Genomic DNA, 11924 nt, shown 5'->3' with positions numbered 1-11924 from the left:
CCCTGCGTATTTTTACGCTGCAACCATTATGAATGCCTCGTAATTAACTTTATATATAATCGATAAAATGCTGAAAACGATATAAACGCAAGTATCGACCATGTAAAAAAAGGCATTAAAAACCAAACCTTACTGCTTATGATCAAAATAAGTCCACTGCTTATAAGTATGGAGAAGGATAATAAAGGACTTCCAATCGTTATTAGCAGGGTGTTTTTTAACATTGTTCCAAGTCCCATATCGTAATGTGCTATGATGGAAAAAAAGTTAATCGTATAGCTGAAAAGAATTACTCCCAATATGACAAAGGCAAACATTAGTATGATATTTTCCTGACTAAAGTAATAATAATCCAAACCCCAGATAGCCCATATTGTAGTTAAAATTATTCCACCAAGCAGACTTTGTTTATAGTTAACTCTATAGTAATTCCAATATGATTTAAATAGTCCTCTATTTTCTTTGCCCATTACCCAATCCCTCACAGAAGCGAACATAGCAGCAGTAGCAGGGAAAAGTAGTATTGGCAGTAAAATGACTAAAGGGACCAGCAATAAATATAAAATATTCAACTGATCGGCAAATATCATACTTACTACAATGAATATAATTGGCAAATTGAATAGGAGCCATATTAAATTGATTACCAAAAAACGCATCACCCATTCACTTATCATATATAACCCGTTCGCAAATTCAGAATTTCGCAATGTTGTATCCTCCTATAGTATGTAAGAATCTATTCATTGTATGCCGAACAGATACTTTTCAAATCTATGTCCTTAAACTGCACAGAGATAAACTTGATAGGTAGTCCCTATTTATACTTATGCCCACCACATGTCAGCAGGTGATTCTTCGATATTGATGGCTTTTAGGTTTTTAACTGCGGCCTTAAATCCTTCATCAATCGACATAATTGGATCCTCATGCTCGATACTAATGACATAGTCATAACCATACGTCCTTAATGCACTTACAATATTGGACCATTCCTGGATACTATGGCCATAACCGACAGAGCGGAAACTCCAGGCGCGGGTCTGAACAGCAGAATAGGGTTGCATATCTGTCAATCCATACATATTGACATTGTCCTGGTCAATGTATGTATCTTTTGCATGAAAATGATGGATCGCATTTTCTCTGCCTAAAATTTTAATAGCTGCAACCGGATCGATTCCCTGCCACCATAAGTGACTTGGATCAAGATTGGCCCCAATTGCGTCGTTCGTTGCTTCTCTCAATTTCAATAAGGTGTGTGGGGTGTGCACTAAAAATCCTGCATGCAGTTCCAAGCCAACTTTAACACCATGGTCTTTCGCATATTGTCCTTGTTCCTTCCAATACGGAATGAGTTTTTCTTCCCATTGCCATTTTAGAATATCGGAGTATTCCGTTGGCCATGGCGTAACTGGCCAATTGGGATATTTGGAATCTTCATTGGATCCAGGAGTGCCAGAGAAGGTGTTCACGACCGGTACTTCCAATAATTCCGCAAGTCGAACTGTTTTCGAAAAGGTGTTATGGGAAGCTTTCGCATGCTGTTTGTTTGGAGAGATTGGATTATCATGACAGCTGAATGCACTGATTGTTAAACCTCTTGACGTAATTTTATCTTTAAAATCTTTTCGTTTTTGTTCGCTTTCCAATAATTCATCGACATTACAGTGGGCAGTTCCGGGATTTCCTCCTGTACCTATTTCAACTGCTTGTAATCCTGCATTCTTAACATAGTCGAGCATTTCTTCCAATGGCTTTTCGGCAAATAACACGGTAAATACACCTAGTTTCATTTCTATCCCCCGTTTCAAGAAAATTTTATACTTGATCCAACTTCACTGCTTTCATAAATTGCTTCCATTAATTTCGTAACTTTCAAAGCCTCTTCTGGTTTGGATATTAATTCAGCTTCACCTAAACAGCTTTCTACAAAATTCGTTGCCTGAAGGATTCCTACCTGTTTAGGATCTTCTTCCATCATTGCTTCGGTTGTCATCATTTTTCCATATTTAGGTTGATAGATTTCAAATGGGAATACACTCAGTCCACTTTTTGTACCAGAAATACTGACATGTGTCGAATCATCTTTTATATTTGCGGCCCAAGAGCATTCAAAAAGCATGGAACTGCTATTTTCAAACTTGATATAAGCAGATACATGATCATCGACATTAAATGCTTCATAATCAATGAATCCCCAATCATTCAATTGGTTTGGTGTTTTGCTTAATCGATTATAAACAGTACCCATTACCTCAACTGGTTGTGGTCCATCAAGTAACCAAAGGGATAGATCAAGAAAATGACAGCCCCAATCAATTAAGCTACCTCCACCCTGCATTTCTTTGTTCGTAAATACTCCCCAACCTGGAACTTTACGGCGTCTGAGTGCCTGAACTCTTGTTACTAACGGTTCACCGATATCCTGCATCGCTTTTTTTGCCACTATAGATGCTTCCATAAAGCGATAGTGGTATGCAATTGATAAAATTTTATTAGCTTTTCTTGATGCAGCAAGCATTGATACACATTCTGCAGCTGTTATAGCCATTGGCTTCTCACAAAAAACATGGACACCAGCCTCCAGAGCTGCAATGGATATTTCCGCATGAAATTTATTTGGTGTACAAATAGTTACCGCATCAACTGCCTGAAAGAGTTCTCGATAATCCGTATAAACTCTAGAAATGTTAAATGTTTTTGCTGCTTCTTTTGCACGAACAAGATTTACATCCTGCACCGCCACCAGTTCCACCTTTTCGAGGAATTTAAGATAGGCTGGAATATGCCTGCTTTGAGCAATGCCCCCTACACCTATAATTCCCATCTTTAACTTCACCATTTCCTTCACTTCTCCATATGATAAATGCTATTTGATTTGACAGATTCCAATGCTCCTAGAATTACCTCCAACGATTTCTTACCTTCTTCTCCATCAATCAAAGGTTCCGAGTCTTTTAGAATTGACTCAACGAAATGATCAATCACATGTGTGGTTGTTTGACCACCTTCAGCATTGGACTGGATACCACCCAATTCATAGTATACAGATTCACCATTTTTATAGTGTACAACTAAGGAATATTGCGGGTCGTCTTCGAGTCTCAACGTAGCATTTTCACCATAAATAATGGTAGAGTTATCTTCTTTTGCTGTGTATGCCCAACTTGCAGCAAGTGTACCGATTACCCCGCTTTTTGTCTTTAAAATAAGTGTCGCATTATCATCCACATTGGTATTTTCCTTTGCACTTGTCTCAACAAATGCCCCCACTTGAACAAACTCTTCATTTAATAAATAACGGAGTAAATCTGCCTTGTGTACACCAAGGTCTCCCATTGCACCAATAAATGCCTGGTCTTTCTTAAAGAACCAGCTATCAGTACCATCTGCACTCCAGCCTTCAGGTCCCCCATGCCCAAAAGTTGTGCGGAAGCTGTAGATCTTTCCTATTTCCCCTTGTTCTATTAATTTTCTTGCCTTTTGATGGGAAGGTACAAATCGCTGATTATGTCCAATCATTAGTTTTTTATTATTTGATGCAGCTGCTTTGATCATTTCTTCCGCTTCTTCTCTGGATGTTGCCATCGGTTTTTCACATAAAACATGACATCCTTTATTTAGAGCTGCAATACTGACAGGTGCATGTAAATAATTAGGCAGGCAGACACTTATTGCATCTATTTTCTCCATTGTTAACAATTCTTCGTAACTTGTATATGCTTTTGCATTATAGATTTCAGCGGTTTCTTTTACTCTTGATTCCACAGCATCACATACAGCTACAATCTTAACTTCCGGATGATTGGCGTATTCTACGAGATGACGATGTCTTGCGATGCTTCCACAGCCAATGACTGCGACATGAAGTTTTGACATAATGAAACTCCTCCTATTAATCTTCATTATCTTCCAAGGATATTTTCTAACGGTTTTGCATTCCCATATACATGTGTTGGTGTGTTTGTATTATTTGCCCATTTAACTGCATTTTTTATGACACGTTGTACATCCTTATTGTGATATGTAGGATGTGTTTCATGTCCAGGTCTGAAATAGAATATTTTACCTTTTCCTCGTTTAAATGTTGCACCACTACGGAAAACTTCTCCACCTTCAAACCAACTAACAAAAATTAATTCATCTGGTGTTGGAATATCGAAATGCTCACCATACATTTCTTCCTGTTCCAATTCAAAATATTGTCCAACTCCCTCTGTAATAGGATGTGTTGGGTCAATGTTCCAAATACGCTCCTTCTCCCCTGCTTCGCGCCACTTCAGGTCACATGATGTTCCCATCAGGCTTTTGAAGATCTTAGAAAAATGGCCAGAGTGTAAGACAATTAATCCCATTCCATCCAATACACGCTGTTTTACTTTTTCAACGATTTCATCTGCAACTTCATCATGTGCTAAATGTCCCCACCATACTAAAACATCTGCATCGGTTAATATTTCATCGGTTAATCCATGCTGTGCATCATCCAATGTAGCTGTTTTTACCTGAACGTCATCATCTTGTAGAAATTCAGCAATGGCGCCATGTATTCCCTCCGGATAGATCTCTGTAACGATTGCATTTGTTTTCTCGTGGCGATTTTCATTCCATACCAAGACTTTCATCATCTATCTCTCCCTCTTTGTACCTCATTTTAGACAACCGTTTGCATTTATTTGTGCAATAAAATATCAATTATATTTTCCATTGCCTTTATAAATCGCAGTTGTTTCTCTATTTTCAATTACTGTAGGAATAATGACACTGCGCTTAAACATTTCCGGATCACCAATTAGTTCAATGACACATTTTGATGCCTCATATCCTAGTTGATAGGTTTGGGTATCAATGGAGGTCATTGGTGGTGTTGATAATTGCGAAATAATCGTGTTATTAAAACTGATAATACTCATATCTTTCGGTACATATATATCTCTTTTACTCAATTCTTTCATTACTACCAAAGCATTTACATCTGCTGATATAATCATCGCAGTAGGTTTTTCAGGTAAGCTGAGTAACTCTTCCACAACCTGCTTACCATTAGCTGTTCCATATTCAAAACTCTTAATGTAATCCTCAGTAACTTCCAATTCATGTAACTTCAAAGCTTCTTGATAACCATTTATCCTGTCTTGAATCACCTGGAATTCAGGATCATCACCAATAAAACTTATTCTTTGATGACCAAGCTTGATCAGAAACTCTGTTGCTTCTTTAGAAGCCTGAACATTATCATTATCGACATACATAATTTTATTGGTCTCACTTAATGGTTTACCAATGACGGCGAACGGAATGTTTTGTTTTATCAAATATGGAACAACTTTATCATCCTTTTTGGAATAAAGGACAATTACTCCATCCACTCGTCTTCCCTGAACCATTTTTACTACCTCATTAAAAATAGATTTCTCTGAATTACCAGTAGTCAATGAAATGCTGTAATCTTTTTCATGACAGAAAGCACTGATTCCTCGCAGTACTTCTGGAAAAAAAGGATTATGCAGAGAGTGGCTTGCTGAATGCTTCATAACGATTCCAATTGTCTGTGTTGACTTTTGAACAAGTACACGGGCATTAAAATTTATGTGATATCCCATTTCTTCCATGACTTGACGCACTTTTCGCTTTGTCTTTTCACTAATTTTATTACTGTCCGTTATCACTCGGGAGACAGTTGATGGCGAAACATTTGCCCGCTTTGCTACATCTTTAATTGTGACAGCCATTGTTTACATCCCCTTGTGTATTTATAGAGGCTTGTGCCATTTACTTAACAGCTCCTTCTGTGACACCTTCAATAATATGCTTTTGAGCAAAAAAGTAGACGATAATAACAGGAATAATCGCGATGGTTAATCCAGCCAAAGCTAAATGCCATTGTTTTGTATATTGTCCAAAAAAGAAAAACATCTTTAATGGTAATGTTGCAGTATCAGCACTTAATACAAGTGATGGCAGCAAATAATCATTCCAGATCCAGATAAGATTCAGAATCATAACGGTTACTGAAATTGGTTTTAACATTGGAAAAACTATTTTCCAAAATACCTGCCATTTATTTGCACCATCAATCGTTGCTGCCTCATCAAGCGAGACAGGAATACTCGCCATTGCTCCATGATATAAGAAGATGGATAGACTTGCCCCAAAGCCTAAATACATGAAAATCAACCCTTGAATATTCAACATATTCACTTCACCAAATATTGAAATTAACGGAATCATTACCGATTGGAATGGAATTAACATAGCTGCAACAAATACCATAAAGATAATTCCACTTAACTTCGTTTTATTTCTTGCCAGTGCATACCCCGCCATCGATGAAAATAAAATAATTAGCGCGACACTACCAACAGATACTATAACTGAATTCGTAAACGAACTTAAAAAATCCAAATCAATAAATGCCTGTTTGAAATTATCTACTGTCCACTCTTCAGGTAGACCCAATATATCGGTAAAAATGCCGTTTTTCGTTTTAAAGGCATTAACAATCATTAAGTAAAAAGGTGATAGCCAAATTAGGGCCAAAAGGACACCAAGTATTTCAAGTATGATTTTACTTCTCCTTTTTCCCCTCATTATAAGTCTACCTCCCGTTTCTTGTTGAAATAAACTTGTGTCAATGCAATTGTAGCTACAAGTATAAAGAATATAACTGCCTTCGATTGTGCATACGCCATATCATAATCACTAAATGCTGTATTATATATTTCCATAGCAAGCATTTGTGTGGAGTTATATGGACCACCATTTGTCAATGCAAGGTTCTGATCGTATAATTTAAATGCATTGGAAAGTGTCAGGAATAAACTGATGGTGAATGCCGGTGCTACGAGCGGAAATTTCACTCTCCAAAAACGTTGAAACGCACTCGCTCCATCAATTTCTGCCGCTTCAATCAACTCTTTAGGAACACTCTCTAAGTAAGCAATATAAATAATCATAATATAACCGGCATACTGCCACGTATTAAGAATTACCAATCCCCAGAATCCTGTTTCTGTTGTCGATAACCAACCTTGCAATGCTTCAATACCAAGTACACTACCGATAGCATCGAAAGCACTCACAAAAATAAATTGCCAAATAAAACCAAGTATTAAACCACCAATAAGGTTAGGCATAAAAAAGACAGTTCGTAGTAAATTACTTGATTTCAATTTTTGAGTAACCAACAATGCCAAACCTAATCCAATAATGTTTACGAGAATGATGGAAACGATCGCAAACATAATTGTAAATATAATGGCATCGAGAAATTCTTTATCCTTGAATGCATCAATATAATTGGAGAACCCAATAAATTCTGATGCAGTTAAACCATTCCAGTCCGTAAACGAGAAAATAAATCCATATATAAATGGAAAAAAGACAACGAGTGTTAAGGCGAGTAAGGTTGGAGTTAGAAACAACCAGAATGATACGCTCCTACTTTTCATTTAAGAGCACCTCCATATTCAGCTTTCTATGAATGAAATACAGCCAACAAAATGAAACTTTATATTTTGTTGGCTGTTACATAAATTATTTATTGACGAGATTTTTCCCAAGCTGCTTTTGCTTCATCAAGGACTTCTTGCCACTCCATATCACCGCTTATATAACGTTGGAAGTTGGCTGCAAGAACATCCTCATTCCAACCAACCGGTGTGGACATAAAGGTCCAGCCAATTGTTTTTCCTTCTGAAGAATAGTCGTACACCACTTTAGAAAGTGGGTCTGCGATTTTTTCTGAATCATACCCTTCATATGCAGGAACAAACTTGAATTCATTTAATACAAAGTCTTTTCCAATGTCGGAAGTATACATCCAATCAAGAAAATCTTTGGCTGCTTGTTGTTGTTCTTCACTTGCGTTTTTATTTACAACCCAATACTGTGGCACACCAACAGGCAAGTGATCACTTAAGTCACCTTCAAATGGCATTGGAATCATACCAATATTGTTTTCAGCAAGTTCCGCATCCATTTGATCAATTGTTGGATATACCCAGTTTCCTTGTTGAATCATAGCAACCTTTCCTAGCGAGAATAATTGCTCTACCTGTTGTGAATAATCCAAACTCAATACAGGCTGTACAGAATATTGATTTTGCAGGTCTAGCATTCTTTTCATTTGATCGCCATATTCAAAATTAATTGTTTCCGCTTCATATGCCGCCATGATATCGCTGTTAAATTCAGGTGCGATATAATGGTTTGCCAAGTGATTTCCCATTACCCACAATTCCTTAGCAGGTAATGCAAAAGCGGCTTCCAAGCCAAGTTCCTCCTTTTGGCTGTCAATTGTAGCTATGGCTTCTTCAAGAGCTTCAAACGTTGTCAGCTCTTCAGGGTTGATACCAGCTTTTTCAATAATTTCTTTATTATAGATTAGACCGTAGCCTTCTTGTGCGAAAGGAAGCCCCCAAACTTTACCATCTTCCTCAATTCCATTTAATGTACCTTCCAGAGCTAATGAAGCTGCCTCTGTATCGGATAGATCTGTTAAGTATTCTCTATATTCTTCCACATCAGTAGGTCCACCTATATTAAATATAACCGGCTCTTTTCCTGATGCCATTTGTGATTTCAGTGAAGCTGCATAATCATTCCCGCCGCCTACCGTTTGGACAGACATTTCAACATCTGAATTTTCTTCTTCATACAAAGCAATAATTTCTTCAAATTGGTCTTTGAACTCTACTTTAAATTGGAAAATATCTACGGCTACTTTATCTCCTGAGGATTCTCCTTCACTTTCAGATTCTGTTTCCGCTGTTGAACAACCAGCTACGATTAAAATACTAGAAAGGACAATTGCCATAAAGATTTTCGATAGAAATGATTTGTTCTTCAATTTATCCACCCCTTAAATTTATTTTCCCTCATAATGAAACCGATTACAATTAATGCTAAAAAATAAAATTTCTAGTATTAGAAGTTTCAATTCCATTACTGACTCTAGTAGCCTATATATCAATAGCCACTTAAATGCAACGTCGGGAAAACGTTTGCATTAATTAACTGAATAATATCATATGTTTTTTAAAAGAGCAATAGTTTTTCAGAAAAATATTAAGCGCTACCAAACTAAATGATTAGTAGATCTGGTAAAGGGTTTATCCCTTACTACTTTCGTTTCACCGGATTTAATAAAAGTTTCTTATACTGGATCATATGTACCACTAATAATTCATAATCCAGCAGGTAAATCGTTTGCATAAAAGTTTATATCTTTAAGCAAGGTGTATTATGCCTTACATTATTATTAGGTTAAATCCGTGCTGGGTTGTACCTCGTTTATCACGAAAAAGCAAAAAACCGTACCAAAAGGGCCCGAGTTCTAACCCTTGGAACGGCATTTTTCATCCTTCCACATGCTTTATCAAATACGCCTCCAATACAAAACGCTCCGGTGCTGATCCTATGAAATTAAATGGGTAACAAATGGATACTGTTGGGATAGTAGTACGGGGCTTCGGTACGATTACGGTACGATCATCTGCATCCACAATCCGTGTTTATGGAAATCCTACACCACAAAAGCAAAGTATAAAATAAACAATAAGCAAAGCACATACATAATAGGATGAATTTCTTTATAGCGCTTTTGAGCTACTAAAGTTAGTGGATAAAGAATAAAACCAAGAGCAATCCCCGTGGCTACACTGGAAGTAAGTGGCATCATGATAATTGTTATAAAAGATGGAATCACTACCTCTAATTTATTCCAATCTATCCTGCTTATTTGCATTGCCATTAATGACCCTACAACAATTAATGCAGGTGCTGTAACCTCTGTCGTAATAACTGCAAGAATTGGCGAGAAGAATAAGGCAATCGCAAAACAGGCCGCTATAATGATAGACGTAAAACCAGTACGCCCCCCGATCGCAATACCAGCAGAAGACTCTACACTTGTAGCTGGTGTTGAGGTCCCCAATATGGATCCAATCACTGCAGCAGAGGAATCGGAAAGAAGTGCTTTTCCTGCGTTCGGGATTTGATTGTTTTTCATAAATCCTGCTTGACTGGCGAGTGCGATCAATGCACCAGCCGTATCAAAAAAGGCAACAATTAAAAAGGTAAAGACAACCGCTAGTAATTCCAGTGTGAAAATTTCATTTAAATTGAAGAAAACAACACCAAACGTTGGTTCCAGACTTGGTATTTTTCCAATAATGGAAGAAGGAACATCAATTAATCCAGCAACCATCCCAATAATAGTTGTCAAAACCATGCCATAAAAGATTGCCCCATTGATTCCACGTACGAGCATAAATATTGTAATGACAAGTCCAAACACGGCGAGCAGTGTCATGGGAGATGTTAAGTCACCAACCGTAACAAAAGTATCTGGATTAGAAACAACCATTCCTGCATTTTTCAATCCGATAAATGCTATGAAAAAACCTATCCCAGAAGCAATCGCATACTTTAAATTCTCAGGAATGACATTAATAATCTTTTCCCGTATTTTCATCAAACTTAATATCATAAAAATAATTCCTGCAATGAAGACACCCGTTAAGGCTACTTGCCATTCAATCCCCATCCCGATACATACAGAAAAAGTGAAAAATGAATTCAATCCCATACTTGGTGCAATAGCAATTGGATAATTAGCAAGTATACCAATAAGCAGACTGCCAATGATAGCTGTAAGGGCCGTTGCCGTAAATACAGCCCCTTGATCCATACCTGCTTGACTAAGTATAAGCGGATTTACAACTAAAATATAAGCTACAGAAAGGAAGGTTGTCACTCCTGCCAATGTTTCTGTTTTATATGTCGTATTTCTTTCTGTAAATTGAAAGAAGTTTTTCATGATGTTCCATCTCCTATTTTGTAACATGAACATTATAAACCTTGGCTACCATAAGCATGTTAAAGTCAAATCCACGAAGGTACAGAGAACATTTCCACTTCCCCATTCCTTGTAGACAAGCTTTTTAAGGTAGCTGGTAGAAACGTTCAAGCCATATTCTTGAACTTATACAAGGTGTAGCTATAATTTTTATACATAACAGAGAAATGATAACAAATCAACCTCCTCTCGACAATGATAAAATAACAAAGCCGTTCCAAAAGGTCTCTTAGTTCTGACCTTTGGAACGGCATTTTTTCATCCTTCCACATGCTCTATCAAATAAGCCTCCAATACAAAACGCTCCGGTGCTGATCCTATAAAATTAAATGGATAGCAAGTGGAAACTGTTAAGATAGCACGGGGCTTTGGTACGATTACAGTACGATCATCTGCATCCACAATCCGTGTTTTTCTCACTCGGTATGTGAACTTTCCGGCTGACGTTGTAACAGCCAACACATCATTTACACCGACCTCGCCAAGCCGGCGAAATACAGTGTCACGATGCCCTGATAAAACAGAATTATCTGTCTCCTCCGAAAGTACGCTGCCTGCGAAATGACCTACTCCTTTTTCCAACTCATCTTCGGTCGTCCCGTGGTATATGGGCATTGCCGCTTTAAGCTTGGGTATATACAACTCACCAATCTCTTCACCAACTGCCGGTAACTCTGGATAACTGCTTTGCCTCTGTTTTCTGTGGCAAACCCCCAATAAACAACACCAATACAAGAATAATTGCTGCCCACTTTTTCACTTCGCTCTCCTCATTTCACTAAAATTGCGAATCTTTATGAAATGATTATACAGAATGCCAAAAGTCGTCAATCTTTTTTTAAAAGCACCACCATTCGTTAAAGCTGCTTGGATGGGTTGTTTATAACAAGCACTAATGCAGTTAATAGTTTGTAAACCTTTAACCAGCTCTGGGAAATATACGAAAACTCCTGCGGGAGGAAAGGGCATAGGTGAGACTCTGAAATGCGTTAGAATGAAGAGGCTCACCAGCCACCTTAAGGTGCGCGAAGTATATTTCCCAGAGCGGTCGCCGAAGTTT

The 11924-nt window shown here is 37.6% G+C and carries 11 protein-coding genes, 1 pseudogene and 1 riboswitch; all 12 genes and pseudogenes read right to left on the bottom strand.

The window, feature by feature from the left end; translation table 11 throughout:
* Positions 1 to 26 precede the first annotated feature (26 nt).
* The 12 genes and pseudogenes from BV906_RS05945 to BV906_RS05890 all read right to left on the bottom strand — a co-directional run bounded on the left by BV906_RS05945 (position 27) and on the right by BV906_RS05890 (position 11581).
* Positions 27 to 710 carry a YesL family protein gene (locus tag BV906_RS05945; protein WP_245843936.1) on the bottom strand — a complete coding sequence of 228 codons (684 nt, stop codon included), beginning with the start codon at positions 708 to 710 and terminating at the stop codon, positions 27 to 29.
* A 117-nt stretch (positions 711 to 827) separates the two neighbouring features.
* Positions 828 to 1796 carry a sugar phosphate isomerase/epimerase family protein gene (locus tag BV906_RS05940; protein WP_087972518.1) on the bottom strand — a complete coding sequence of 323 codons (969 nt, stop codon included), beginning with the start codon at positions 1794 to 1796 and terminating at the stop codon, positions 828 to 830.
* Between the two features lie 14 nt (positions 1797 to 1810).
* The gene (locus tag BV906_RS05935) at positions 1811 to 2845 is read right to left on the bottom strand and encodes a Gfo/Idh/MocA family protein (RefSeq protein ID WP_087972517.1); all 1035 of its coding nucleotides are present in this window, start codon (positions 2843 to 2845) and stop codon (positions 1811 to 1813) included.
* Between the two features lie 5 nt (positions 2846 to 2850).
* Positions 2851 to 3882 (bottom strand): Gfo/Idh/MocA family protein, encoded by a 1032-nt coding sequence (locus tag BV906_RS05930; RefSeq protein ID WP_087972516.1) that lies wholly within the window; start codon positions 3880 to 3882, stop codon positions 2851 to 2853.
* A 26-nt stretch (positions 3883 to 3908) separates the two neighbouring features.
* Positions 3909 to 4628 (bottom strand): ThuA domain-containing protein, encoded by a 720-nt coding sequence (locus BV906_RS05925; RefSeq protein ID WP_176330292.1) that lies wholly within the window; start codon positions 4626 to 4628, stop codon positions 3909 to 3911.
* 66 nt (positions 4629 to 4694) lie between these two features.
* A complete protein-coding gene (locus BV906_RS05920) occupies positions 4695 to 5735 on the bottom strand; it encodes a LacI family DNA-binding transcriptional regulator (protein ID WP_087972514.1) in 1041 nt (346 codons plus the stop codon).
* Between the two features lie 40 nt (positions 5736 to 5775).
* On the bottom strand, positions 5776 to 6594 hold the full coding sequence (locus BV906_RS05915) for a carbohydrate ABC transporter permease (RefSeq protein WP_087972513.1): 819 nt from the start codon (positions 6592 to 6594) through the stop codon (positions 5776 to 5778).
* A complete protein-coding gene (locus tag BV906_RS05910; protein WP_087972512.1) occupies positions 6594 to 7454 on the bottom strand; it encodes a carbohydrate ABC transporter permease in 861 nt (286 codons plus the stop codon). The genes BV906_RS05915 and BV906_RS05910 overlap by 1 nt, the downstream gene beginning before the upstream one ends.
* Positions 7455 to 7543: 89 nt before the next feature.
* The gene (locus BV906_RS05905; protein WP_425435172.1) at positions 7544 to 8854 is read right to left on the bottom strand and encodes an ABC transporter substrate-binding protein; all 1311 of its coding nucleotides are present in this window, start codon (positions 8852 to 8854) and stop codon (positions 7544 to 7546) included.
* 508 nt (positions 8855 to 9362) lie between these two features.
* Positions 9363 to 9515 (bottom strand): annotated as a pseudogene (locus BV906_RS19775) (class D sortase); the annotation flags it as partial.
* A 14-nt stretch (positions 9516 to 9529) separates the two neighbouring features.
* Positions 9530 to 10825 carry an NCS2 family permease gene (locus BV906_RS05895; RefSeq protein WP_087972511.1) on the bottom strand — a complete coding sequence of 432 codons (1296 nt, stop codon included), beginning with the start codon at positions 10823 to 10825 and terminating at the stop codon, positions 9530 to 9532.
* Between the two features lie 92 nt (positions 10826 to 10917).
* Positions 10918 to 11018: riboswitch (purine riboswitch) on the bottom strand.
* Positions 11019 to 11122: 104 nt separating this feature from the next.
* Positions 11123 to 11581, bottom strand: a complete 459-nt coding sequence (locus BV906_RS05890) for a class D sortase (protein ID WP_342744352.1) — start codon at positions 11579 to 11581, stop codon at positions 11123 to 11125.
* Positions 11582 to 11924 lie beyond the last annotated feature (343 nt).

Origin of the sequence: Oceanobacillus rekensis, from assembly GCF_002153375.1 — a bacterium.
GTDB lineage: Bacteria > Bacillota > Bacilli > Bacillales > Amphibacillaceae > Oceanobacillus > Oceanobacillus rekensis.
Note: the sequence above shows the minus strand (reverse complement) of the source record. Positions and strands in the feature narration are given on the sequence as shown.